This is a genomic window from Pedobacter jeongneungensis (genome assembly GCF_000633455.1).
Classification (GTDB): Bacteria; Bacteroidota; Bacteroidia; order Sphingobacteriales; family Sphingobacteriaceae; genus Pedobacter; species Pedobacter jeongneungensis_A.
In genome coordinates this window covers 387,575-413,828 of the sequence record NZ_AYMG01000010.1, presented here as the reverse complement: position 1 = coordinate 413,828, position 26,254 = coordinate 387,575, and the positions used below count along the sequence as shown (strand labels likewise).

Annotated in this window: 24 protein-coding genes and 5 tRNA genes; 23 read left to right on the top strand and 6 right to left on the bottom strand. The window is 36.7% G+C overall.

Annotated elements, in window-relative coordinates; translation table 11 throughout:
• From U859_RS0110265 to U859_RS0110215, 10 genes are all read left to right on the top strand, one after another.
• Positions 1-765 carry a prolipoprotein diacylglyceryl transferase gene (locus U859_RS0110265; RefSeq protein WP_025143287.1) on the top strand — a complete coding sequence of 255 codons (765 nt, stop codon included), beginning with the start codon at positions 1-3 and terminating at the stop codon, positions 763-765.
• A gap of 5 nt (positions 766-770) precedes the next feature.
• Entirely contained in the window at positions 771-2,165 is a 1,395-nt protein-coding gene (locus tag U859_RS0110260; protein ID WP_025143286.1) for a radical SAM protein, read from the top strand.
• A gap of 1 nt (position 2,166) precedes the next feature.
• The gene (locus tag U859_RS0110255) at positions 2,167-2,361 is read left to right on the top strand and encodes a hypothetical protein (protein WP_025143285.1); all 195 of its coding nucleotides are present in this window, start codon (positions 2,167-2,169) and stop codon (positions 2,359-2,361) included.
• 407 nt (positions 2,362-2,768) lie between these two features.
• A complete protein-coding gene (gene pheT / locus U859_RS0110245; protein ID WP_025143283.1) occupies positions 2,769-5,168 on the top strand; it encodes a phenylalanine--tRNA ligase subunit beta in 2,400 nt (799 codons plus the stop codon).
• 31 nt (positions 5,169-5,199) lie between these two features.
• Positions 5,200-5,490 (top strand): hypothetical protein, encoded by a 291-nt coding sequence (locus U859_RS0110240; RefSeq protein WP_025143282.1) that lies wholly within the window; start codon positions 5,200-5,202, stop codon positions 5,488-5,490.
• A gap of 33 nt (positions 5,491-5,523) precedes the next feature.
• The gene (locus U859_RS0110235) at positions 5,524-5,814 is read left to right on the top strand and encodes a cell division protein ZapA (RefSeq protein WP_025143281.1); all 291 of its coding nucleotides are present in this window, start codon (positions 5,524-5,526) and stop codon (positions 5,812-5,814) included.
• Positions 5,815-6,127: 313 nt separating this feature from the next.
• Positions 6,128-7,699: a ribonuclease Y gene (rny, locus tag U859_RS0110230; protein WP_025143280.1), complete on the top strand. Its 1,572-nt coding sequence runs from the start codon at positions 6,128-6,130 to the stop codon at positions 7,697-7,699.
• Positions 7,700-7,885: 186 nt separating this feature from the next.
• Entirely contained in the window at positions 7,886-8,401 is a 516-nt protein-coding gene (locus tag U859_RS0110225) for a DUF962 domain-containing protein (protein WP_025143279.1), read from the top strand.
• Between the two features lie 111 nt (positions 8,402-8,512).
• Positions 8,513-11,320 carry a TonB-dependent receptor gene (locus tag U859_RS0110220; protein ID WP_025143278.1) on the top strand — a complete coding sequence of 936 codons (2,808 nt, stop codon included), beginning with the start codon at positions 8,513-8,515 and terminating at the stop codon, positions 11,318-11,320.
• A gap of 38 nt (positions 11,321-11,358) precedes the next feature.
• Positions 11,359-12,870 (top strand): hypothetical protein, encoded by a 1,512-nt coding sequence (locus U859_RS0110215; protein WP_064774713.1) that lies wholly within the window; start codon positions 11,359-11,361, stop codon positions 12,868-12,870.
• A 132-nt stretch (positions 12,871-13,002) separates the two neighbouring features.
• Here the strand turns inward: U859_RS0110215 and U859_RS0110210 are convergent, their stop codons facing one another.
• The 5 genes from U859_RS0110210 to U859_RS0110185 form a co-directional block, all read right to left on the bottom strand.
• Entirely contained in the window at positions 13,003-13,311 is a 309-nt protein-coding gene (locus U859_RS0110210; protein WP_025143276.1) for a hypothetical protein, read from the bottom strand.
• Between the two features lie 126 nt (positions 13,312-13,437).
• Positions 13,438-13,713, bottom strand: coding sequence for a hypothetical protein (locus tag U859_RS0110205; RefSeq protein ID WP_025143275.1), 276 nt, complete (start codon positions 13,711-13,713; stop codon positions 13,438-13,440).
• Between the two features lie 134 nt (positions 13,714-13,847).
• Positions 13,848-15,029 carry a hypothetical protein gene (locus U859_RS0110200; protein WP_316931563.1) on the bottom strand — a complete coding sequence of 394 codons (1,182 nt, stop codon included), beginning with the start codon at positions 15,027-15,029 and terminating at the stop codon, positions 13,848-13,850.
• 136 nt (positions 15,030-15,165) lie between these two features.
• Positions 15,166-15,981 (bottom strand): 1-acyl-sn-glycerol-3-phosphate acyltransferase, encoded by an 816-nt coding sequence (locus U859_RS0110195; RefSeq protein WP_025143273.1) that lies wholly within the window; start codon positions 15,979-15,981, stop codon positions 15,166-15,168.
• A 341-nt stretch (positions 15,982-16,322) separates the two neighbouring features.
• Positions 16,323-18,074, bottom strand: a complete 1,752-nt coding sequence (locus U859_RS0110185) for a lysophospholipid acyltransferase family protein (RefSeq protein ID WP_025143272.1) — start codon at positions 18,072-18,074, stop codon at positions 16,323-16,325.
• A 95-nt stretch (positions 18,075-18,169) separates the two neighbouring features.
• On the opposite strand from U859_RS0110185, the gene U859_RS0110180 reads away from it, so the two are divergent.
• The 3 genes from U859_RS0110180 (at position 18,170) to U859_RS32185 (ending at position 21,186) form a co-directional block, all read left to right on the top strand.
• A complete protein-coding gene (locus U859_RS0110180; RefSeq protein WP_025143271.1) occupies positions 18,170-19,069 on the top strand; it encodes a ComEA family DNA-binding protein in 900 nt (299 codons plus the stop codon).
• Positions 19,070-19,589: 520 nt separating this feature from the next.
• The gene (locus tag U859_RS0110170; RefSeq protein ID WP_025143270.1) at positions 19,590-20,744 is read left to right on the top strand and encodes an acyl-CoA dehydrogenase; all 1,155 of its coding nucleotides are present in this window, start codon (positions 19,590-19,592) and stop codon (positions 20,742-20,744) included.
• Positions 20,745-21,012: 268 nt separating this feature from the next.
• The gene (locus U859_RS32185; protein ID WP_167293272.1) at positions 21,013-21,186 is read left to right on the top strand and encodes a DUF6496 domain-containing protein; all 174 of its coding nucleotides are present in this window, start codon (positions 21,013-21,015) and stop codon (positions 21,184-21,186) included.
• A 93-nt stretch (positions 21,187-21,279) separates the two neighbouring features.
• Here U859_RS32185 and U859_RS0110160 read toward each other — a convergent pair whose 3' ends face one another.
• Positions 21,280-21,666: a hypothetical protein gene (locus tag U859_RS0110160; RefSeq protein WP_025143269.1), complete on the bottom strand. Its 387-nt coding sequence runs from the start codon at positions 21,664-21,666 to the stop codon at positions 21,280-21,282.
• Positions 21,667-21,832: 166 nt separating this feature from the next.
• On the opposite strand from U859_RS0110160, the gene rpsU reads away from it, so the two are divergent.
• The 10 genes from rpsU (at position 21,833) to secE (ending at position 26,254) form a co-directional block, all read left to right on the top strand.
• Positions 21,833-22,027, top strand: coding sequence for a 30S ribosomal protein S21 (gene rpsU, locus U859_RS0110155; protein WP_025143268.1), 195 nt, complete (start codon positions 21,833-21,835; stop codon positions 22,025-22,027).
• A gap of 162 nt (positions 22,028-22,189) precedes the next feature.
• A complete protein-coding gene (locus tag U859_RS0110150) occupies positions 22,190-23,071 on the top strand; it encodes a tyrosine-type recombinase/integrase (protein WP_025143267.1) in 882 nt (293 codons plus the stop codon).
• A gap of 14 nt (positions 23,072-23,085) precedes the next feature.
• On the top strand, positions 23,086-23,433 hold the full coding sequence (gene hpf, locus U859_RS0110145) for a ribosome hibernation-promoting factor, HPF/YfiA family (protein ID WP_025143266.1): 348 nt from the start codon (positions 23,086-23,088) through the stop codon (positions 23,431-23,433).
• Between the two features lie 572 nt (positions 23,434-24,005).
• Positions 24,006-24,078, top strand: a tRNA-Thr gene (locus tag U859_RS0110135).
• Positions 24,079-24,117: 39 nt separating this feature from the next.
• Positions 24,118-24,200: transfer RNA gene (locus U859_RS0110130), tRNA-Tyr, on the top strand.
• 81 nt (positions 24,201-24,281) lie between these two features.
• A tRNA-Gly gene (locus U859_RS0110125) sits at positions 24,282-24,357 on the top strand.
• A 79-nt stretch (positions 24,358-24,436) separates the two neighbouring features.
• Positions 24,437-24,508 (top strand) — tRNA-Thr (locus U859_RS0110120).
• 125 nt (positions 24,509-24,633) lie between these two features.
• Positions 24,634-25,821, top strand: coding sequence for an elongation factor Tu (tuf, locus tag U859_RS0110115; RefSeq protein WP_025143265.1), 1,188 nt, complete (start codon positions 24,634-24,636; stop codon positions 25,819-25,821).
• Positions 25,822-25,877: 56 nt separating this feature from the next.
• Positions 25,878-25,948: transfer RNA gene (locus U859_RS0110110), tRNA-Trp, on the top strand.
• Positions 25,949-26,056: 108 nt separating this feature from the next.
• Positions 26,057-26,254 carry a preprotein translocase subunit SecE gene (gene secE, locus U859_RS0110105; protein ID WP_025143264.1) on the top strand — a complete coding sequence of 66 codons (198 nt, stop codon included), beginning with the start codon at positions 26,057-26,059 and terminating at the stop codon, positions 26,252-26,254.

Below are 26,254 nucleotides of genomic sequence, written 5' to 3'. Positions count from 1 at the left end.
ATGTTATTAAAATCCCAAACATTATTTCCGTTTCAATTCGAATTATTCGGTACCCAATACCATTACCATTATATTTTCGAAACACTGGCATTTATAATAGGTGTCAGGGTTTATTATTTTTATAAAAAGGGGATTGTAGATCCAATATCCGACGAAAACAGGCTGTGGATTATGTTGGGCGCCATGCTTGGTGCATTAATCGGATCGCGTGTTGTAGCTGTACTGGAAACTCCTGAAGTAATCGATCACCTTACGTTTTCAATTTTATATCAAAGTAAAACCATTATTGGTGGCTTGCTTGGTGGTCTATTTGGTGTAGAATTAATAAAAAAGATAATCGGGGTCAATATTGCTTCTGGTGATCTTTACGTCATTCCCATTTTAATAGCTTTGATTATTGGGCGCATAGGTTGCTTTTCTATGGGGATTGATGAGCCAACCTACGGCATTCCTACCCATCTTTTTACGGGAATGGATTTGGGTGATGGCATACTTCGGCATCCCATTATGCTATATGAAATAGTTTACCTCGTGCTTTTGATTTTTCTTTTTAATAGCTTAAAGCATAAAGAACTGATCAATGGAGACCGCTTTAAGCTATTTATGGTGTTGTATTTTCTATTCCGATTTTTGATCGAATTTATTAAGCCTTACCATTCATTATTTTTAAATTTAAGCAGTATTCATTGGTCGGCATTGTTTATTTTTATCTATTATTATAGATTCATTATCAGGATTTCGAAGCAAATTTTACATAAACAGTAAATACCATGGCCAATACCAGAGATTATATATACTACGATTATACCAAAAGCCTTTGTCCGGAATGTTTACAACTTTGCGATGCGAAAATTGTTTTTCAGGATGCCAAAGTGTTTATGTTGAAAAACTGCAGAACCCACGGTGATAGTAAAGTGATGATTGCCGATGATGTAGAATATTACAAACAGATCCGGAATTATAACAAGCAATCGGAAATGCCGCTTAAGTTTAATACCAAAGTGCATTACGGTTGCCCCTACGATTGTGGTTTGTGTACCGATCACGAGCAACATTCTTGTTTAACAGTTATAGAAGTTACCGATCGTTGTAACCTGGCCTGTCCAACATGTTATGCCATGTCATCTCCAAGTTATGGCAGGCATCGAACCCTGGAAGAAATAGAACGGATGATGGATGTTGTGGTGGCCAACGAGGGTGAGCCCGATGTGGTTCAGCTGTCAGGTGGGGAGCCAACAGTCCATCCCGAATTTTTTAAGATTTTGGATCTTGCCAAAACAAAGCCCATTAAACATTTAATGGTAAATACGAATGGAATCAGGATTGCCAAAGACATCAAATTTGTGGAGAAATTGGCCAGTTATATGCCCGATTTTGAAATCTACCTGCAGTTTGATAGTTTCAGTCCCGAAGTATTAACCAAGCTTAGGGGCGAAGACCTTACCGAAGTGCGAAGAAAGGCCATTGATCATTTAAATCAGTTTAATGTATCTACTACTTTGGTGGTAACCTTGCAAAATGGTTTAAACGATCATGAAATTGGCGATATATTGGATTATGCGCTAAAACAGAAATGCGTTCGGGGTGTAACTTTTCAGCCCACACAGGTTGCAGGGCGGAACGATGATTATAATGATCAGCAGGGGAGGATCACCTTAACCGAGGTGCGCAGGAAAATTTATGAGCAATACCCAACCTTTACCCCTCAGGATTTGATACCAGTTCCCTGTAATCCAGATGCACTGTGCATGGCTTATGCCTTAAAGATCGGTGATGAAGTGATCCCGATGACGCATTTGATCAATCCGGAAGATTTACTCAATAACTCCAAAAATACCATAGTTTTTGAGCACGACGAAAAATTGAAAGAACACATGTTAAACTTATTTAGTACAGGTGTTTCGGTAGATTGTGCCGAAGATACTTTTGGCGAACTGATGTGCTGCCTGCCGAGGGTAAAATCTGATAATTTGAGTTATGATAATTTATTTAGGATCATCATCATGAATTTCATGGATCCGCTTGATTTTGATGTGCGTGCAGTTAAAAAATCCTGTGTGCACATTGTAAGCGATAAATACAAAATGGTACCCTTCGAAACCATGAACATTTTTTACCGCGACAATAAAATAGATTTGATCAGGGAAAAGTTAAATATGAATTAATATGGGCGGATTATTCGGTTTATTTGTGATTTATTGTCTTACCGCAATTGTACTTTTTGTGGTTGGGATTATTCAGATTATTATTAAATCATCAAGAAATGAGCCTGTAAAATCTGGACTGAAATTGATTATAATCTCAGTAATTATGGTGGTTATCGGTTTTGGTGCCTGTGCAGTATTACTTGCGAACAGTTAAATGCTTAGTTTAAGTTTATGGGACTTTTTATAATATATTGGGTGGCTGCTGTACTGCTGTTTGTAATTGGCATCATTCAGATCATCATAAAAGCGGCAAAAAATCAGCCCGTAAAGTCAGGTCTTAAACTGGTTATTGCTTCAGTTATTATGTTAGTAATAGGAGCAGGAGCATGCGCAGTAATTCTCTCCAATCTGAATATTGGCCATTAGTAATTTATATTTTATGTTTGAACGAGTGTTTTAGCGTTCGTAAGTCTCAAATCTCATGTCTGGAATCTCAAATCTCAATAATTTAACTTTCTCCTTTGACCTTTAAATAATATCTTTGCATTTTATAATTCTTGAATCAGGATTTTAGATTCCTTAAGTCTCAAATCTCATGTCTGGAATCTCAAATCTCAATAAATGAAAATATCATATAACTGGTTAAAACAATTCGTACAAATCGATAAAACACCTCAGGAGCTTTCATTAATCCTTACCAATGTAGGTTTGGAAGTAGAAAGTGTAGAAAAGGTACAGCCTGTAGTGGGTGGCCTTGAGGGGTTGGTAATCGGCGAAGTTTTAACCTGTGTTCAACATCCCAATGCCGACCGTTTGCGTATTACTACCGTTAATGTTGGTGGTAAAGAAAATCTTCAGATTGTTTGCGGTGCGCCAAATGTAGGTGCTGGCCAAAAAGTGGTGGTGGCTACCGTAGGAACAACCGTGTACCCTTTAGAAGGGGATCCTTTTAAAATCAAAGAATCAAAAATCAGGGGTGAGCTTTCGCAAGGCATGATCTGTGCCGAAGATGAAATTGGTTTAGGCAAATCGCATGATGGCATTATGATTCTTGCAGCAGATACCGAAGTGGGTATCCGTGCAAAAGACCATTTCAAAATGGACGATGATTTTGTTTTCGAAATCGGATTAACGCCAAACCGTGCCGATGCCGCTTCGCATTTGGGTGTGGCAAGAGATTTAGCTGCTTATTTCAGAAGTGAATACGAAATGCCAGATCTCTCTGCTTTCAAAACCGATAATGAGAATCTTGTTATTCCGGTAGAAGTAGAAGATTTTGCTGCCTGCCCACGTTATAGCAGTGTGACTATTTCTGGTGTTACCGTACAAGAATCGCCAGACTGGTTAAAAGATAAATTAAAGGTAATCGGTTTACGTCCGATTAATAATGTGGTTGATATTACCAATTATGTACTCCATGGTTTAGGTCAGCCGCTACATGCTTTTGACGCTGATAAAATTAGCGGTGGCAAAGTAATTGTGAAAAAAGTTGCTGAAGGAACACCTTTTGTAACCCTTGATGATGTGGAGCGTAAATTAAATGCAGATGATTTAATGATCTGTAATGCCGAAGCACCAATGTGTATCGCTGGTGTTTTCGGTGGGAAATCTTCAGGTGTTGATGCCGGTACTAAAAATATTTTCCTGGAAAGTGCTTACTTCAATTCCGTTTCTGTTCGTAAAACGTCTAAAAGACATGGTTTAAAAACCGATGCATCTTTCCGTTACGAGCGTGGTACCGATCCTGAAATTACTGTAACCGCTTTAAAATATGCTGCTTTATTGATTAAAGAACTGGCTGGCGGAGAAATTTCTTCATCAATTTCTGATAGCTACCCAAGCCATATCAAACCGTTTGAGTTTGAGGTGAGTTATACCAACATTAATAAATTAATTGGTGCAAATATCCCTTCAGCTGAGATCAAACATATTATTACGGCGCTGGGTATTTCTGCAACCAATACTTCTGATGATACTTTGGCTTTAAGAGTACCTTCATTTAAGGTTGATGTTACCCGCGAGTGCGACATTACCGAAGAGGTATTGCGTATTTACGGTTATAACAATATCGAAATCCCTGCAAAAGTAAATGCATCGCTTTCTTACAGCACTAAACCAGAGAAAGAAAATACCCACAACGTAATTGCAGATATGCTTACATCAAACGGCTATGCTGAAATTATGTGCAACTCGTTAACTAAATCGACTTATTCTAAAAATTTAGAGGAGGCGGTGTTTATTTTAAATCCTTTAAGCAGCGATTTAAATGTAATGCGTCAAAATTTATTGATGCCTGCGTTAGAAAGTGTTGCATACAACCAGAACCGTAAAAATGCAGATGTGAAGTTTTACGAATTTGGTAAAACCTATCATTTAATTAATGAGAAGTATGTTGAACGTTCGAGGCTGTTATTATTAGTTTCGGGGACTAAACAAAGCGAGCAGTGGAACCACAATGCAAAACCAGCAACTTTTTACAACTTAAAATCAGCTGTTGATGCGGTTATTTCACGTTTAGGGATTGCAAGCTATCAAAGCGATGCATTAAGTGACGAAAACTTTGCTTACGGCATTAAATATTTCCGCGGAGATAAAACACTGGTAAGTTTTGGAGCGGTTTCAAAAGCCGACCGTAAAGTAGCTGATGTAAATGCAGAAGTATTTTATGCTGATTTTGATTGGGCTACCTTGTTGGATATTGTAAAGAAAAACAAAATCGTTAACAAAGAAATTTCTAAATACCCTGCGGTACGCCGCGATCTTTCTTTATTGATCGATCAGGCCGTAACTTTCGATACCTTAAAAGGCATTGCTTTCAAAACCGATAAAAAACTGATTAAAGAAGTAGGCGTTTTTGATGTGTATGTGGGCGATAAACTGCCTGAAGGTAAAAAATCTTATGCCCTGAATTTCATTTTACAGGATGAAGAGCAAACCCTTACTGATAAGCAAATTGAGAATACCATGCAAAAGCTAATCACCAATTTAACGGCACAAGCTGGTGCAGAAATTAGGAAATAAAATATAAATTCGTATTTTTAGAAATAAATTCATGACTTCTGTTGCAGATCAATTAGATAAGGTATTACAAAAAACGGCTCAGGTAATTGAGTTATGTAATGCGCTACAGGAGGAAAATGATTTATTAAAGCTTGAAAATCAATCGTTAAAAGTCGCACTCGATACGGCGAAGGGCAAAAATGTAGAACTTGATGAAAAACTCAGGGTTACAAAATTGGCCAAAAGTATAGAGGGAACAAGCGAAAAATCGCTTGACATTAAGCAAAAAATTAACGATTTTGTGCGGGAGATTGATAAAAGTATCGCATTGTTAAAGAAATAATGATGCGAAAAAATCAGAAACTAAGCTAAACAAATGGGAGAAATCTCGATTAAAATAACCATTTCCGACCGTATCTATCCTTTAAAGGTGAATATGGAAGAGGAAGAAATTGTGAGACGGGCAGCAAAAATGATCAACGAGCGCATAAAAGATTATCAGGATAATTATGCGGTTAGAGATAAGCAGGACCTTCTTTCTATGGCAGTATTGCATTATGCAACCGCCGTATTAAGAACAGAAAACAAAGTACAAAACCAGGATACTGCTGTTGCCGATAAAGTTGAAGAATTGGATGTTTTACTCAATAATTTCTTTTCAAAATAAGGTTCGTTCTTTAAACATTTCGTCACTCTGAACTTGTTTCAGAGCCTTTAAGATAAGATCCTGAAATAAATTCGATAGCTATCGGATCAGGATGACGCAGCGTTGTATATATTAGCACAAAAATATAGCCGCAGCTAGTTTTTGAGTTTCAAATTTTATAAAACTTAACACTTCAATATCTATAGGGTTAAGAGGGCGTATTTCATCTGCTTTGCACCTGAAAATGGCTTAAACCCTAATTATGCTTAGTTGAGGTTTAAAATGTATGAGACTTTAAAAATTAGTTGCGGTTTTTTTTTACTTAAAAAACAAAATGGAAATAGTTGAAATATTAGGATACGTATTTGCCGTAATAGCAGGTATCGCTATCGGAGTAGTGGTAGGAAGATTCCTCCTGCGTAACTTGCTTAAACAGCAGGAAGTTGCTGCACAGAACAAGGTGAAAAAGATTTTAAAAGACGCAGAAAATAATGCCGAAATTTTAAAAAAGAATAAACTTTTAGAAGCAAAAGAGAAATTTTTACAATTAAAAGCTGAGCATGAGCAGGAAGTAAATGCAAAGAATAATAACATTAACCAGCGCGAAAACACCATGAAGCAGAAAGAGCAATCGGTGAATCAGCGCATGGAAAACTTCAATAAAAAAGAGCTGGAGCTTGATAAACAAAAGAGCCACCTTGAAAAACAGACCGAAATTGCCATTAAAAAGCAGGAAGAGGTAGAAGTGCTAAAAAATCAACATTTAACCCAATTGGAAACCATTGCTGGTTTATCGGCCGAAGAAGCTAAAAACCAATTGGTAGAAAATTTAAAGGAAGTTGCCCGTACGCAGGCGATGATCCAGATTAAGGACATTGTTGACGAAGCAAAACTTACCGCAAGCAAGGAAGCTAAAAAAGTGGTTATTCAAACCATTCAACGTACCGCTACCGAAGCTGCTATCGAGAATTCTGTATCTATTTTCCATATCGAAAGCGATGAGATTAAAGGTCGTGTAATTGGTAGAGAGGGTAGAAATATCCGTGCTTTAGAAGCCGCAACCGGTATCGAAATTATTGTTGATGATACCCCTGAAGCGATTATTTTATCTGGTTTCGATCCGGTAAGAAGGGAAATTGCCCGTTTGGCATTACACCGTTTGGTAACCGATGGCCGTATTCACCCTGCCCGTATCGAAGAAATTGTAGCTAAAACCAAAAAACAGATCGAAGATGAGATTGTAGAAATTGGAGAGCGCACTGTAATCGATTTAGGTATTCATGGTTTGCACCCAGAGCTGATCCGTATGGTTGGGCGTATGCGTTACCGTTCGTCATATGGTCAGAATTTGTTACATCACTCACGTGAGGTGGCTAATTTCTGTGCTACAATGGCTGCAGAATTGGGATTAAATGCTAAAATGGCTAAACGTGCTGGTTTATTACATGATATTGGTAAAGTGCCTGATGATAACCCTGAATTACCTCACGCAATTTTGGGTATGCAACTGGCCGAAAAATATAAAGAACATCCTGAAATTTGTAATGCAATTGGAGCCCACCACGATGAAATCGAGATGACTTCAATGATCTCTCCGATTATCCAGGCTTGCGATGCCATTTCTGGTGCCCGCCCAGGTGCACGCCGTGAGGTGGTAGAGAGTTACATCAAACGTTTAAAAGATCTCGAAGAACTGGCTTTATCATATCCTGGTGTGGAAAAAACTTTTGCTATTCAGGCAGGTAGAGAGTTGCGCGTAATTGTAGAAAGCGAACGCATTACCGATGCACAGGCAGAACTTTTAGCCGCTGATATTTCTACCCGTATCCAAACTGAGATGACTTACCCTGGTCAGATTAAGGTTACCGTAATCAGGGAAACCCGTTCTGTGGCCTTTGCGAAGTAAAGAAGGTGATTACACAGATCAAAATCTATCTCACTAGCCTCGGTTCGTGTTCTCACGAAACGAAATATAGAAAAGGTATTGTAAATACACAAACAGACCTTATAGGTTTTTAAAACCTATAAGGTCTAAAAATTAAACAAAATATAAAGCGATGGATATTCCATCGCTTTTTTTTATTTTTACATAATGAGCAAGCAAACCATCCAAATAGAACCAAAACGTCCGGTAGATATACTTTTCGATAAGTATGCCGAAAGTCACCAAAATCCAACCAACAAACTGGTACACTGGATTTGTGTGCCATTAATTGTATTTAGTTTACTAGGGTTGATCTGGCAGATTCCTTTTCCGCACATCGGGTTTTTGGGAAGTTATAATGGTTTCTTTAACTGGGCATCTTTCCTTTTAGCTTTTAGCTTGTATTATTATTTTACCTTATCACCCGTATTGTTTTTTTTAATGATCTGGGTTGTTGGTTTAATGAGTTATATCATCGTAAAAATAGAACAGGCCGTTGGTTTAGGTAGTGGAACTGCTTATGCTATTTATGCAGCAATATTTGTGGCGGCGTGGATAGGTCAGTTTATAGGTCACAAAATTGAAGGGAAAAAACCATCGTTTTTAGATGATGTTAAGTTCCTGTTAATAGGTCCGATATGGTTATTGCACTTCATCTGCAAGAAGGTTGGCATTAGGTACTAATTCAAAATATAGTTAACCTTTAATTAACTTTAAAGTAAAGTAACATTAATTAACACCTAACTTACTGTTAACACTGCGGTAATATTTTTGCCCTTATCAAATAAAGGCAAATTGGAATTACTAAACTCTTTTAAAAGAGCGGCACTTACTGTGTTCGCTCTGACAGTCAGCGTACTTTCGTATGCACAAACCGGAAAAATTTCCGGTAAAATAACGGATAAATCTACAGGTCAAACATTGGTTGGCTTATCTGTTCTGATAGAAGGAACATCAATTGGGACAACCAGTGATGCAGATGGAAATTATACCTTAAATACGGTGAAAGCAGGAACTTACAAAGTAAGCTTCTCATTTATTTCATTTAAAAAACAGGTAATCCCAAATGTAAAAGTTACTCCGGGAAAAACAACCATTATCGACATTGTTATGGAAGACGATCAGTCTACACTTAATGATGTTGTGATTACCGGAGCCAGAAAAACAGGTACCGAGGTATCTCTGTTGGCCGAGCTTAAAAAATCTCAGTCAATTGCAAACGGTGTTTCATCACAAACCATTCAAAGGTCTGGAGATTCTGACGCCGCACAGGTTGTGAAACGTGTTCCTGGTATTACTATTGTAGATAATCGTTTTATAAACATCCGCGGATTAGCCGAGCGATATAATAATGTCCAGTTAAACAATGTAACGGCACCAAGTTTGGAAACTGATGTTCGGTCGTTTTCGTTTGATTTAATTCCAAGTAATCAAATAGACCGGGTACTGGTTTACAAAAGTCCTTCTGCTGATATACCCGCTGATTTTGCTGGTGGTGTTGTAAAAGTTTTCCTTAAAAGTATTCCTGATGATGACCGTTTAACAATTGATTATGGTACATCCTATCGTCAAAATGCAACTTTTAAAGATTTTAAAAGAACAAATACCGGAAGTTTGTACTTCACTGGTTTCAATACCGGAGATAATGATCTGCCCGTAAATTTTCCTTCAAATCTAAATAATGTTAGTGCGAGTAAATTAAATGCTGCCGGGCACGCACTAAGAAATAACTGGGTGCCTGATGAGAATACAGCTAATTTAGATCAAAAGCTGAATATCTATGGTAGTAAGCGTTTTAACATCAATAACAAATTGTTAGGCAATATTACCGCTATAACTTACAGTAATAATAAAACAAACAATGCTGTATTTAGAGGTAACTACGAAGCTTACGATCCGGTTTCTAAAATTGCTGAAGAAAATTACAGATATAATGATGATCAGTATACCTATAATGTACGTTTGGGTATTGTACACAACTGGGCATTTAAATTAGACAACAACAATACATTTGAATTCAAAAACCTATATAACCAGTTAAGTACATCACAGTATGTTAGCCGTGTCGGTGCAGAAAAACAACAGGCCTATGCCAATTATGCATCGAATGTTTTATATCGTGGTATCTATTCAGGTCAATTGTCAGGTAACCATAAGTTTAACAGCGAAAATACGAAGTTCGACTGGGTTGCTGGTTACAGTAAATCGTTCAGAGATCAGCCGGATTATTCGCGTTATAGAACATTGGATAACGGAGATGGGACATATAACATTTTCGTTCCAACCGGAGGTGCTCAGCCAGAATTTTTAGGAAGGTTTTATTCCAAAATGAATGAAGATATTAAAACAGGTGCATTTAATGTTGAACAGGCATTGGCCCCTAAATCGGAAGGTTTTAAACCGTCGGTAAAAGTTGGAGGCTATTATGAAGACAAACAAAGATCGTTTTCATCAAGAAATATTGGATATGTAAGGGCAAATTCACTTCAATTTGATCAGTCATTGTTAAAGGGCTCTATTGAAGAACTTTTCGACTGGAAAAATATCAATACTACTACAGGGATAAGATTGGATGAAAAATCAAATCCTTATGATAACTATGATGCATCTAATAAACTCTTTGCAGGTTATGCCAATTTCATTTTACCATATAAAGATAAGTTAACCATCGTAGCTGGTGCAAGAGTAGAGAACAACGTTCAAAAGCTGAATAGCTTTGATACCGGTGGCCCTGTAAATGTAGATAACGATATCACAAGGGTATTGCCTTCTGCAAACGTACAATATAACATTAGCGAAAAATCACTTTTCAGATTGGCTTATGGAAAAACGCTTAACAGACCAGAGTTTAGAGAAATTGCACCTTTTTCGTTTTATGATTTCGACCAGAACTTTAACGTTGCCGGTAACCGTAATCTAAAAACGGCAAAAATTGATAACTATGATGTTAAATACGAATTCTATCCTTCAACAAGCGAGTTAATCAGTATCTCGGGTTTTTACAAAAAGTTTAAAGATGCTATCGAAATGACGGCTGTTTCTGGTTCGAATGCACAATCATTCACTTTCAATAATGCGCAAAATGTAAGAAATATCGGGGTGGAATTGGAAATGCGTAAATCTTTGGCAGGTATTACCTCATCAAAATTCCTGAATGATATCACTCTTCTCTTAAATGCGTCATACATCAATAGTAAAGTAACATTTGATGGTAGCAATGCATTCGGACAATCTAATAACCGCCCAATGCAGGGGCAATCACCGTATATCATCAATACTGCAATATTTTATAACAACATTAAATCTAAATTCCAGGTTAACCTGCTTTATAATGTTGCTGGTAAGCGCATTGCATTTGTGGGTACTGATGTAATCAGGGATATATATGAGATGCCACGAAATGTGATTGATTTGGTTGTAACTAAAAACTTTACCAACAAACTATCATTGAAAGCCAACTTTAACGATCTGTTGAACCAAAACTTTACGCTAATGCAGGATGGAAACCAGGATGGTAAATTCGATCAGTCAACAGATCAGGTAACCGTACAATATAAAAGCGGGCGCCAATTTGGGCTGACACTTTCTTACAAAGTATTTTAATAAAAACATTTAAGGATATAAAAAACAAAAAAATGAATATGAAAAAGCTTTACACGCCAAAATTTGGTACAAACGCCCTTAAAACAATGATGTTTGTTTTGGCCGGAACTTTAATTTTTAGTTCATGTAAAAAAACTACCATCATCGAATATAATGAGGCAGGATCGAATTCAGGAACAACCCCTAATCCTTCAACTGGATTTACTAAACCGGTTGTAGAAGTGGCAAGTGGTAACATTACTACTAATACAACATGGACAAAAGGTAATATTTACCGACTTAACGGTTTTGTAAGGGTTGGTAGAGATGCCAAAAACAGCGGCGGTTTAGCAGCAGTTGAGGGTGTTACCTTAACCATTGAAGCGGGTACTGTTATTATTGGCGACAGGGAAACAAAAGGTACATTGGTAATACAAAGAGGTAATAAAATTATTGCCGAAGGTACTTCTGCACAGCCAATTATTTTTACCTCAGAGCGTGGTACCGGATTACGCGAGCCTGGAGATTGGGGTGGCGTGGTAATATGTGGAAAGGCTGCTAATAACCAGCCAGGTGGCGAAGCTGAATTAGAGGGTGCTTATGGTGGCTGGCATGGTGGTACCAACGATGCAGATAACTCTGGCATATTAAAATATGTAAGAATTGACTATGCTGGTACACCAATAAACCCAAACCAGGAGGTAAACTCTTTAACAATGGGTTCTGTAGGTTCAGGAACAGTAATTGATTATGTACAGTGTTCATATGGTTTAGATGATGCATTTGAGTGGTTTGGTGGAACTGTTAATGCAAAACACCTAATTGCTTACCGCGGCCTTGATGATGATTTCGACGTTGATTTCGGATTCCGTGGTACTGTTCAATTCGCTATCGGTATCCGTGATGCGAACTCTGCAGATCAGTCAGGTTCGAATGGTTTTGAAGTAGATAACGACGGTGCAGGTTCAAGTCTTACACCATTTACATCACCTCAATTCTCAAACGTAACCATTATTGGTCCAAAGAAAGATAGAAACAAAACAATTTCAACTCAATTTCAAAATGCAATGCATTTGAGAAGAAATAACAAAATCAAAATTTATAACTCGGTATTCACTGCCTATCCAAACGGTTTATTTATCGATGGTGCTACAACTTTAGCCAATGCAGCAGCTGGAGAATTGGTACTTAAAAATAATGTACTTGCTGGTGTAGATGGTTGGGGTGCAAATGGTTATGGTACTGGTGGTACTACAACTTTCCCAAATCCAATCGGTGTTGAAATAAAATCAACGGGTAACGTAGGTACACAAGCAGTTGATGTTTGGTTTAAAACTGCGGCATTCGCAAACGAAACTTATCCGAAGTGGGAAGATCTGGGTATTGATGGTACCATTTTCGACTTAGGTGCAACACCGAAATTTACATTAAACACGGGATCTATATTATTGGCTGGCGCAAGCTTTACAGGACTTACCGGTTTTGAGACTGTAACTTACCGTGGTGCTTTTGGTACTACAGATTGGACTACTGGTTGGGCTAATTTTACACCTCAAACCAACGTTTACTAAAATTATTTATCTCTAATAAAAACAAAAAAGCTAGATCAATTCTAGCTTTTTTGTTTTTAAAATTTCTTAAATAGGGAAAAAAAGCGGATACAACATAATATAGATGAAGACCTGTTTTTCTTTATAAATATTTTAAATATTTTCTTCTTTAACCTCTACTTTGGCCTTTTTTACAACAACAGTTTTAGCAGGCTTTGTTTTGGTAGCTACAGGTGCAGCTTTTTCTTCTTTAATAAATGGAGTTATCGAATCCTGTGCAGCTGAAATTGTAACTTTTTTAGCCAGTTGTTTGGCGAATTTTCCGATTACTTTGTCTGCTTTTTTTGCTTTGCCATAAGCTGATACCACTTCGCCGAAAGCTGCTGCCAATTTTGTTTCTAACTCTTTACGTACTTTCTTGCCTGCTGAATGGTTTCTTGATTTTGATTTATTTTTTTTCATCGAACTTAAAATGGATATAGCCCAAAGATATGTTATCAGAAAATTAAATCAATATTATGATTATGTTAACTCGTTGAAATTGAGTTAACATATAAAATATTTTGACTATAAGCCGTTGATTGATAGCTAGATTTTAGTTCCTTCTGCTACATGGCCACCAAGATCGATCGTATTTTGAAATTCTTCCAGGTATTGTAGCAAATGCCTTTCAGCATTGGCATAAGAGGTAAATGTTGAGGCCGGCTGATTAGGGTCAGAATCACTTTTGTTCTTGTAATATAAACTTGTCTGGAAAACGAAAACGCTGTTATCATTAACCGGCGACATAATCCTTGCCTTTACCTGGTGTTGATGGATCTCAACAAAAAACTCTTTTAAAACGGTATAAATGATTGCAGACATAAGGATTCTTTTAAAATTTAAACAACAGTTTAAAAATAAAAATACTGCAAATAGCCGTTACTTGTAGTGTGTTATCTATAAGATAACATTTATTTTATAATTAATTAATATTAATTTAATATTGAATTTCTGTTTTACCGCTTAACAGGCTCATAAGCATACACCACCTCATATTTGATGTTTTTTAGAGTAGAAGAAAGCTGACCGATCTTTAAATTCTCTTTCTGGGGCGTAGGTTCGCAAAAAGAGTATTTTTTACCGTTGTAAACAATAAATTCGCCAACAGGTTTATCAAACTGTACAGCCATGGTTAAATGGGTAGGGTAGAGCAAGGCCACCATGGGCAGGTTGTAAATTTCTTTTACCAGATAGAAAAATAAAGCTGCCCGGTCATCGCAGTCGCTATATTTATTTAACAGCGTTTGTTCCGGCGACAGTCTTTTTTCAGCACCAAAATTCTGTTCATCATTTTCGTAAAGAAAAGCATAACGGGTAAAACGCATCAAATAATCAACCCCTTTTTTTTGGTCCATTTCTTTTAAATTATTCTTTAAAATAGGAATTAACGAGCTATACGTTTCGCGGCTTAAGGGAATGTTAAAATAACTTTCGAAATCTACACCCGGATAATTCTTAAAAATCGTTTGCACATCTTCATTCACTTTCAGCTTAAAATGATAGATTTTCTGACGATAACTAAATTCCACGTCTTTCTCTTCATAACTTTCCGGTTTAAAATCCGGCATGCGTGTAACTTTATAAGAAAAAGCGTTTTTGGCTTCGGGTATTGAAATATTAACAGGGATATAAGCATCTGCTTTTTTAAATAGTTTTCCATAATCATGGTAATTAAGGCACATATATTTTTTGCCATCGATCATGAAAAATGGAATATCATTGATGTTCTCTTCGTTCCTAACGTAAAAGATAACCTGCTCGTTGCCCACCGCTAACCTCGCATCATAGCCGCACTTGCTGAGCAAAAACCATTTATATAAAGTATAACGGAAATAATTATCGGCCTTTGGACTGATCAGTTCTGCAGTTTTGCGGATCAGCTGATAATAGATCCAATCATTTAAATTATACTTTTCCTGATATTTTTTAAGTGAAGAAATCAATGGGGTATAATTACCCGAAGATATTTCAGTGTAGAATTTAGAAACTTCAGTTGCATTTGCTGTTTTTGATACCAGAAGATTAACTGTTGAATCGGCACTGAAATTGAAAGTTCCGTTGTAAAAATCGAAAGTGTAATTCTGTCCATTTGCGATGGTGGTACTCATCATCAGGCAAACGAACAAAAAGATGTTCAAAAAATATATGTAGATCCCTCTTTTCAAGCTGCATCCTATTTGGTTACATTAAATTTACCTATTATTAACATAAAATCAACAATTTATTTATGTGAACAATTGGCGCGGTGCTTAATAAGAAATTAACATGAATAAATTAGATCTGATTTTTTCTTAGCGCGTAAAGACTTGTTCTTAAGTATTTTAGGAGTGATGTGTTGCAGTTTTTACAAGCTATTTCACTCACGATGATGGGTTTTCCAATGCTGATTTTTAACCTATGACCGTTTTTGTTAAACAGTTCTGAAATCAGTTTTGCCGTTTGCAAGGAAGGATGGATGAATTTCAACAGGCTAAAAAAGATACCGTTGTTGCCATGAAAATATACCGGCAAGATGGGTACATTAGCTTTAGAGATGATTTTTCCCACCACAGGATGCCATTCGCGATCAGTAATCTGGTTTTTTCTAAATTTATAAGAAGAAACTTCGCCGGCTGGAAAAATGGCAACAGGACTTCCGTCTTTCAAAACCTTTAAAGTAGTTTTTAATCCGCTGATGCTCGATGCATCCTGTACTTTTTCGAAAGGATTTACCGCAATAATGCATTTCTCGAGGTTTGGGATCTTCTTTAATAAGAAATTCCCCATAAACATGGTATCGGGCCGCTGATTGGCTAATGTACTTAATAAGGCCAGCGATTCTATTGCACCGTAAGGATGGTTCGCAATAGCAATAAACGCACCTTCTTTTGGAATATTGGCCAGATCTTCATTGCTGATCTCGATGGTAACACCCAAAACATGGAGTATGTGGTTCGCAAATTTTTCACCTTCTAAAGTATCGGCGTTTTTAATAATTCCGTTAAAATCATTAATCTTCAAAAACCGCATTAAAAAAGAAGCGAGACCAGGAATAGGGATATTACAGATACCTGTTGCTTTTGAAAAATTTTCTTTAGAAATGACTGTCATAAATGATGTTTCAAAACTGGTTTCACGTTGAAGCCAATTCGATAAATGATTTTTTATTTGAGCTAAATATAAGAGAGGGGAAACATCCTTTTCTTGGAAAAGAAGAATGTCAATCATAGCTCATACAGAGTACCTAAAGATAACAGAATAATATGAACAAAGGGCTATTTATCCGTTAAGAAATTGTGATGGCGAAAATTCTATAAATAACATTTCATTAATACCAATTTAACAAGCTAACTATACTTTTGTGGCATAAATATTTGGTTAGTATTTATAAAGTTTAGGTTAGTTGATAATAAAAAACCCAGATGGATGTCTGGGTTTTTTTATTGCCTTTATTATAGGTTCTTGCCAAGTTTTTCCAACATTTCTGGTGGAATGTTGTGTGTATCTACCACTAAGAAACCATCCAAACAGTCTGAAAATTTAGGGTCTATATTGAAAGAGATAATCTTCGCATTCAGGTTCATATACTGCCGTAACAATACCGGGATTTTAATGTGTGAATTTTCGATATCACCAATAATACTGTCTAAATCTTTAAAAGATTCGCTGCTATCTACCAGGGTATCAGTTGAAATAGGTAATAAGTCGGCTTTAAATTTGTTTCTGGGTTTAACGTATTTCGCCATCTCGTAATCGAAATGGTTTTTGGTAATGTAATCAACAATTAAAGCCTTGCTAAATTTCGAAAAATTGTTGCTAATGCTTACCGGTCCGAACATATAACGGTACTGTGGGTTATCGATCAGGTATTTTAAAATCCCTTTCCAGAGCAGGAATAACGGAAGTGGTTTGCCCTGGTATTCTTTTCTGATCCACGATCTGCCCAATTCAATCCCTTGTCTCAACATCGGGTAAAACTGATCTTTCATTTTAAAAAGCTCCGAAAGGTAGAAACCACGGCGGCCCATGCTTTCTAAAATCTCATCACCTTTACCAATGCGGTAAGCACCAACTATATTTTCTAAATCCCTATCCCAGATAAATAAATGGTTATAATAAATGTCGTAATTGTCGAGATCGATTTTTTTATTCGTTCCCTCACCAACTTCACGGAAGGTGATTTCACGTAAACGGCCAATTTCTCTTAAAATATTTGGGATTTTTAGCGTTGGTACGATGTAAACTTCATAGTTTTTTTCCGTCCAAACTTTAAAATCTTCTAATTTTTCTACTTCTTCCTTAATCAGAACCCTCGAAGTTTCTTCAATCACCTCAACCGGTTTCTTTTTAATTTTAAATAAATTCAACGGATTGAAAAGTTTTTTCTCTGTATCCAGTCCAACACCTAAAGCATAAGTACGGGCCCTTAAAAAGTCCATTAACTTATTGCTGCTGTTCATGTGCGAGATTTCAGAAATCGCAATCGGCTTACCAATCCTTACTTTAATGGTACGTCCGTGTTTATTTAAAAACTCAGATGGTAGTTTTGCTGTACGTAGAGTTGGGTGTATAAAACTCAAAATATTAAAGAAAACACCATTATTGCCATGGAAATAGATTGGTACAACCGGTACTTTTGCTTTTGCAATCAGTTTTCCAACCACCGGGTGCCACATCCTGTCGGTTACCTGCTGGGCATCCAGTTTAAAGGTAGAAACCTCTCCGGCCGGAAAAATACCGATCGGGGTTCCATTTCTAAGCAGATCGAAAGTTGTTTTTAAACCACTGATGCTTGATGAATGCTGAACATTTTCGAAAGGATTAACCGCAACAAAAAACTCATCAAGGTTAGGTATTTTTTTCAGGATAAAGTTTACCATCACCTTTGCATCCGGCCTTACCGTACATAAAAGTTTAACCAGAGCCAAACCTTCTACACCGCCATAAGGGTGGTTTGCAATGGCAATAAACGGACCCGTTTTAGGGATACTGTTTAAATCGTCATCATCAAATTCGATCGAAACACCAATGGTTTCCAATATTTTATCTACAAACTCTAAACCCTTAAAGTGTTGATTTTGAGCGAATACATCATTAATATCATTTAGTTTCATGATCTCCATCATCAAACCTGCCAAACCCGGTACACCTAGCTTATCTATCTTCGTTGCTTTAGCAAATTCAGACGTCGTTATGATCTTCATATAAAATTCTTAGGTTGTTGATAGGCAAAACCTGCTCAGTTTTGCAATCCCAAAAATAAGATTTATATTTATAATACACATGTCATATCGTATCAATGAGAATTTGGCTGAATAAATATTTCGGTTTTAGTAAAGGTGAGTTCAACGGATTGTTGTTGCTGATATTGATTATTATGGTGCTTAAGGCAATACCTATTATATATGGTTATACCCGGCCGATAGAAAAAGATGACCCAAATCTTTTAACGCAGATTCAGAAAATAACGGTTGCAGATGAAAAATATGCCAATAATCTCCGCGAAAAGATTGAAAATTCTTCTCCTGAAAAAACAGCTCGGCTTTTTAATTTCGATCCAAATACCCTGGATGCTGATGGCTGGCAAACTTTAGGTTTATCACCAAAACAGGCAAAAGCAATTATTAATTATACCAGCAAAGGCGGAAAATTTTATAAACCTGAGGATCTTCAGAAAATGTACACCATTTCTCCGGAGATGTATAAAAAGATTTTGCCCTATGTTAAAATCGCTGTCAAAGAGCTAAATACCTCAAAAAAATATATCCCTTTCGAGAAGAAAGAATATGTTAAAAAAGCACCTGTAATTGTTGACATAAATCAGGCTGATTCTGCGAAACTTGATGAAATAAAAGGAATCGGTGCTGCTTTTGCGAAAAGGATCATTAAATATCGTGAGCGTTTAGGCGGTTTTTATAAAAAAGAACAGTTAATGGAAGTTTACGGTTTAGATTCTGTTAAGTATGCCGAAATTAAAGATCAGATTTCAATAAGTAATGCCCCTTTAAAAACAATCAATATCAATACGGCAGCTTTTGACGATTTAAAACGGAATCCATATCTTTCTTATAAACAGATTAATGCCATTATTCAATACCGTAAACAACATGGCAACTATTCAAATATAGCTGATTTAAAAAAGATAGCCATCTTAAACCAGCAGGTGATCGATAAAATTGCGCCTTATATTTCTTTTTAATTGTTTCTATGTTAAAAACGAAGGTGTTCTAGTAAGAGATGCTTTGTGCCTGCCATTAACAGAGCCCATTAACACGGTCGTCATCCCAATCGAGTTGGGAATAACGATCTCACGCAGCCTACCGTTTGCCAAAATCAGTCTTTTATATTCATTTTTAGGTAATAAATTACACCTCAGGATGAAGAAGGGGGCAGCTCGATATATAGCTGGCTTAGATCGTCCCGTTAGGGACGATTCCCAGGTAGCAAATAACCATTGGTTGTTTGCGTTTCGTTCCGTAGGAACGTTTCGTGGAATTTCCACCATATTAATCAAAAATCACCGTCTTCCTAATTCTAAACAGATTTTTTTGAAAAAAAATATAAAAAACTTTCCCAATCAATTGCAAGGTTTAAAATTAACCCATAAACTAATTGAACCGAATACCATTTCATTCTGTAATTACACAAATATTTAATGGTAACTAACTATCAAATAATTGATTATAATTGCCTCGAACTAACTTAAAATATAAAATTTAATGAGCGTAAGCTTCGATTTTTCAGAAACAGAAACTCAGCAGAATGTAAAGGCCATGGTCCGCGATTTTGCAGAGAAAAACATTCGTCCAAATATTATGGAATGGGATGAGGCACAGCATTTTCCGGTAGAGCTGTTTAAGCAACTTGGAGAACTGGGCCTGATGGGCGTTTTGGTTCCCGAAGAATATGGTGGCTCGGGTTTGGGCTATCAGGAATATGTTGATGTAATTGTAGAAGTGGCCCGAGTATGTGGCTCTATCGGTTTATCATTAGCGGCACACAACTCTTTATGTACAGGTCATATTTTAGCCTTTGCCAATGAAGAGCAAAAACAAAGATGGTTACCTAAACTGGCAACAGCCGAATGGATTGGTGCCTGGGGTTTAACCGAAGCAAACACCGGTTCGGATGCTTTAAGAATGATGACAACCGCTGTTGAAGATGGCGATGATTACATTATAAATGGTGCCAAAAACTGGATTACCCATGGCAAAAGCGGCGATATTGCTGTAGTAATGGTAAGAACGGGGGAGCAGGGAAGTTCGAAAGGGATTTCGGCCATTGTGGTAGAGCGGGGTACACCTGGTTTTACAGCAGGGAAAAAGGAAAATAAATTGGGTATGCGTGCATCAGAAACCACTGAGATGATTTTTGATAACTGCCGTGTACCGAAAGCCAATTTATTGGGAAATGTTGGTGAAGGCTTTAAACAGGCCATGAAAGTTTTAGACGGTGGAAGAATTTCTATTGCTGCATTGGCTTTAGGTATTGCAAAAGGTGCTTTTGATGCAGCAGTAGCTTATTCGAAACAACGTCAGCAATTTGGTCAGCCGATTTCAAGTTTCCAGGCCATCAGTTTTAAATTGGCTGATATGGCAACCGAAATTGAAGCGGCAGAATTATTGATCCGCCAGGCAGCTGATTTAAAGAACAGGCACTTGCCAATGACCAAAGAATCGGCCATGGCTAAATATTTTGCTTCAGAAGTGTCGGTAAGGGTAGCTACAGATGCTGTGCAAATATTTGGCGGATATGGTTACACTAAAGATTTTCCGGTAGAGAAATTTTACCGCGACAGTAAATTATGTACGATAGGCGAGGGCACATCCGAAATCCAGAAGATTGTGATCGCCAGAGAAATATTATCAAGGTAGAGGGTTTTAAGGTAGAAGGTTTAGGGCTTTATGCATTGAACCTTATATCTTTTAAACCTTCCGCCTTCAACCTTATTAAAAACCAAATATATTATGAGTAATCCGGACGGTTTAACCACCTCCGGATTTTTTTGTTTAAAATTTTCAAAACCTCCTGGCTGGAATCAGTGTTTTGACTAATGACTAATGACTAATGACTAATGACTAATGACTAATGACTAATGACTAATGACTAATGACTAATGACTAATGACTAATGACTAAAGCAATGGCAAAGTACTCAGAAAAAGCTGGTGAGAAGGTAGAAAAAACCATGCACGAAATGAAAGAAGGTAAGCTTAAAAGCGGTTCAGGTAAAAAAGTAACATCCAAAAAGCAAGCAATTGCCATCGGATTGTCAGAAGCAAGGAAAGAAGGAGCGAAGGTACCTAAGAAAGATTAAAAGACTAAAGCTAAAAGACCAAAGAGGATTACTTATCAGTAATTCTGTTTCGTGCCTGCAATGCTTTTAGCTTTAGTCTCCAGACTTTCAGCTTTACTGCGGTAAATCTTTCGTAGTTAAAATACTATCTACCACATAAACGCTAAATCCACGCCATGGTAATGTATGTTTGTATTCTTTATAGTGTAATTCAAAAAACTTACCACTATTGGCCATCATTTTTTCTGCAATTTCCTGGTTAGCGATAGAAAATTCAAATTCATTATTCTGCAGCGTGCCTGTTTGTCGTGATTTTATTCCGCTCTGGATTAATTTGCCCTCATATGTTTTAAATACGTAGCCTTTTTTTACTACATAGTTTAGCTCTCCTGCTTTAACACCTTCGCCAAAAACAAAGAAATAACGGTAGTAACAGATTGCGATTAATGCGATAACAACTATAACTGCGATAATTGAACCTACTTTTTTGCCTGTTGTCATATATGATTATGTATATATAAATGTAGCTAAACAACACATAAGTTCAATTAATGATTTAAATAAAAATTCTTTTTATAAATCTTTCTCGTTTTCAATATTTTGCTTACATTTGCAGCCCGTTAACACGGGAAAATTTAAAAACCACGAGAGGAGGTATTTCAGCGTTATGATCATTATCAACATTAAAGACGGCGAATCATTAGATAAAGCCCTTAAACGTTTCAAGAAAAAGTTTGAAAAAACTGGTGTATTGAGAGAACTACGTAGTCGCCAAGCATACGAGAAAAAATCCGTTGCTCGCCGTACTGAAATTAAACATGCTGTTTACATTCAGAATATGAATCTAGATACAACTTCATAGTTGTTCACGATATAAATATATTAAAGCCTTCCCGATTTTACATCGGGAAGGCTTTTTTGTTTTTGGTGCCATCCAAAACTTTACAATAAACAATTAATTAATGATTTCTTTATATCAAAACAATTTGTAACTTCATATCAATGCCTCGCAAAAAGATATTGAATGTTGCTAAAAAGTTTTATCACATATTTAACCCACGAGAAGCGCTATTCTCAGCACACCGTTACTTCTTATCAAACGGATTTAGATCAGTTTGAAGTATTTATTAAGGCATTAGAACTGGATTTTCTTGAAGTTAAACACACTCACCTCAGAAGTTATCTGGTGGAGCTGATGGAAAAGGAAAATTCAGAAAATACCATTAACAGAAAAATCTCCACATTAAGAAGTTTTTATAAGTTTTTACACCGTTCCGGAAAGATCGATCAAAACCCAAGTGTTTTAATTAAAGCACCTAAAATCCCTAAAAGGCTACCGGTATTTATTGATGCACAGAAAATGGATCATTTGCTGGATTCGGAGCATTATTTTGATGAAAGTTTTCCTTCCGTTCGTGATCATCTGGTAATCGAACTGCTGTTTGGAACCGGCATGCGTTTAACTGAGCTGTTGCAATTGAAAGATACTGATATCGATGTTTATTCAGGAACAATAAAGGTGCTGGGCAAAAGAAATAAGGAACGGATTATCCCCATAAATAAACAGCTTATTAATCAGGTAAATACCTATATCGAGCTAAAAAAGTTGCAAAACTTTAATAACAATTTACTTATATTAATCGTTACCAATACAGGTGCAGCGGCATATCCCAAATTAATATACCGTATTGTTACCTTATACCTAAACCACATATCAACCAATGAAAAGAAAAGTCCCCACGTGTTGCGGCATAGCTATGCCACAAGCCTGCTAAATGCAGGAGCAGATTTAAATGCGATTAAAGAACTTTTGGGTCATGCCAGTTTAGCGGCAACCCAGGTTTACACGCACAATTCAATCGAAAGATTAAAAACAATTTATAAACAAGCCCATCCAAAGGCGTAAAAAAAGGAGGAAAAATGAAAATCGGAGTTCAATCAATCCACTTCAGTGCAGACAGTAAGTTGTTAGATTTTATACAGAAGAAAGCAAACAAGCTTGATCAGTTTTTTGACCAGATCATTAGCGGCGAAGTGTATTTAAAGTTAGAGAACGTAGAGGACGAGGCCAATAAAATCAGTGAGATTAAACTTATTGTGCCGGGAGGTACCCTGTTTGCTAAAGAACAATGTAAATCATTTGAAGAAGCTACCGATCTGGCCATCGAGTCGTTGAGGAAGCAGATCACTAAACATAAAGATAAAACGCGTGCAAAATTAAGTGAGCATAAGGCAATTTTAAGCGAAAGCGAAGCTGCTGACTACTAATAAAAGCATAAACATATAAATGCAAAAGGGGCGGGACAGTTAATTGTTCCGCCCCTTTTTGTTTTAATTTCTTCCCGCACCTCGAATAAATTTAACTTATAGGATGAAATTTATGCTTCACATTAATGCTGTTTTATTTAATTTCCTGGTATTTTTTATAAATCAATTTTAATTTTTCAACTAATTCTTGCCAAAAAAATCATGCTTGAAGCGTAAATTTTAATTTTTCTTAAAATTAATTCAGGTGTTATTTTCGATCGCTTCTTGTTATTGGTAATCCTGATGCTGTTTTTTAGGGTAATAAAGATAAAAAAATGAAAAAAAATATTCGATTTTAAGAGATTGATTATTAAGCTCCTTCATAGGTATAATGGCAGCTAATCAAAATAACTTCACTATTTTTTTTCAAATTTATTTTGAAGTGAAATATAAGTGTGTATATTTGCATTCCCTTTCGGAAACGGTGTTAAGCCAGGAAGAAAAGGTTGTTCTTTAAAAAGATAAAAGTTTTAAAAAAACACGTTAATAGTATGAGAAATGAAGATTTTTCGTATCATTGCACAAAATTTAAAGCCTCCTTAGCTCAGCTGGTAGAGCAACTGACTTGTAATCAGTAGGTCATTGGTTCGATTCCGATAGGAGGCTCTTTTTATTTTAAAGTGTTAGCATTTTGAAGTAAAAAATGGGGAGATTCCAGAGCGGCCAAATGGGACAGACTGTAACTCTGTTATCGCAAGATTTCGAAGGTTCGAATCCTTCTCTCCCCACACTTTAAATGAACGACCAAATGTTTTAATGATAGAATAAATCTCTCATTCTTTCATTTAATCAATCACTAGTTTTTAAAAGCGGAAGTAGCTCAGTTGGTAGAGCGATAGCCTTCCAAGCTATAGGTCGCGAGTTCGAACCTCGTCTTCCGCTCCAATAAAATTAGAAAAGTGGGCAGTTATTGGTTGCGGTTTTAATTTAGTTAAAACAAAAGGCTGGAACTGGAAACTAAAAAGCCGACTTAGCTCAGCGGTAGAGCACTTCCTTGGTAAGGAAGAGGTCATGGGTTCAATTCCCATAGTTGGCTCAGGATAATAAAGCTTTGTTAAATCTGTTTAATATGCAGGGTAGACAAGGTTTTTTGTGTTGCATTGCATCAAAACAATAAATAAAATTAATAAAAAGTTAACCTACTAATTAGTTATAAATAAAATGGCAAAAGAAAAATTTGACCGTAGTAAACCGCACTTAAACATCGGTACAATCGGTCACGTCGATCACGGTAAAACAACTTTAACAGCAGCTATTACAAAAGTTTTAGCTGATGCAGGTTTATCTGAGGCACGTTCATTCGATTCAATTGACTCAGCTCCTGAGGAAAAAGAAAGAGGTATTACAATTAATACTGCGCACGTTGAGTATTCAACTGCAAACCGTCACTACGCACACGTAGATTGTCCAGGTCACGCGGATTATGTTAAAAACATGGTTACAGGTGCGGCTCAAATGGATGGTGCTATTATCGTTGTTGCTGCTACTGATGGTCCAATGCCACAAACTCGTGAGCACATCTTATTGGCTCGTCAGGTTGGTGTACCTTCATTGGTTGTATTCATGAACAAAGTGGATATGGTTGATGATCCTGAATTATTAGAATTAGTAGAAATGGAAGTTCGTGAATTATTATCGTTCTACGATTTCCCTGGTGATGATATTCCTGTTATTCAAGGTTCTGCTTTAGGTGGTTTGAACGGAGATGCTAAATGGGTAGCAAAAATTATGGAATTAATGGATGCTGTTGATAGCTACATTCCAATTCCTCCACGTTTAACTGATCTTCCATTCTTAATGCCTGTTGAAGATGTATTCTCGATCACTGGTCGTGGTACTGTAGCAACTGGTCGTATTGAGCGTGGTGTAATCAACTCTGGTGATCCGGTTGAAATCTTAGGTATGGGTGCTGAGAACTTAAAATCTACAGTAACTGGTGTTGAGATGTTCCGTAAGATCTTAGATTATGGTGAAGCTGGTGATAACGTAGGTTTATTGTTACGTGGTATTGAGAAAACTGATATCCGTCGTGGTATGGTAATCTGTAAACCAGGTTCAGTAACTCCTCACACTGATTTCAAAGCTGAGATCTATGTATTATCAAAAGCAGAAGGTGGTCGTCACACTCCATTCTTCAACAAATATCGTCCTCAATTCTATTTCCGTACTACAGACGTTACTGGTGAGATCTCACTAGCTGAAGGAACTGAAATGGTAATGCCAGGTGATAACGTTACAATCACAGTTAAATTAATTAACGCGATTGCAATGGAAAAAGGTCTACGTTTCGCTATCCGTGAGGGTGGTAGAACAGTAGGTGCTGGTCAGGTAACTGAAATCTTAGCTTAATTTTAAGCTATAATAATATAAAAAGAGCTGGTTTAGGCTAGCTCTTTTTTATACACACGGGAATAGTTCAACGGTAGAATAGAGGTCTCCAAAACCTTTGATCAGGGTTCGAATCCTTGTTCCCGTGCTTAACATAATGATTGAGTATTAGAATGAGTGAATGATTGAATTTGAAGCCTAGCTTTCGAATAATATCATTCACTCATTTACTCATTCACTCTTTCAATAATTTGATATGGCTAAAGTAGTTGAGTTTATAAAAGAATCGTACGATGAAATGACCAATAAGGTTACCTGGCCTACTTGGGGCGAACTTCAAAGTTCTGCAATTCTTGTTTTGGTAGCTTCCCTGATTATTGCATTGGTAATTTTTGCAATGGATAAAGGATCTACCTTTGTATTGGATACTTTTTATAAATCACTTTCTAATTAA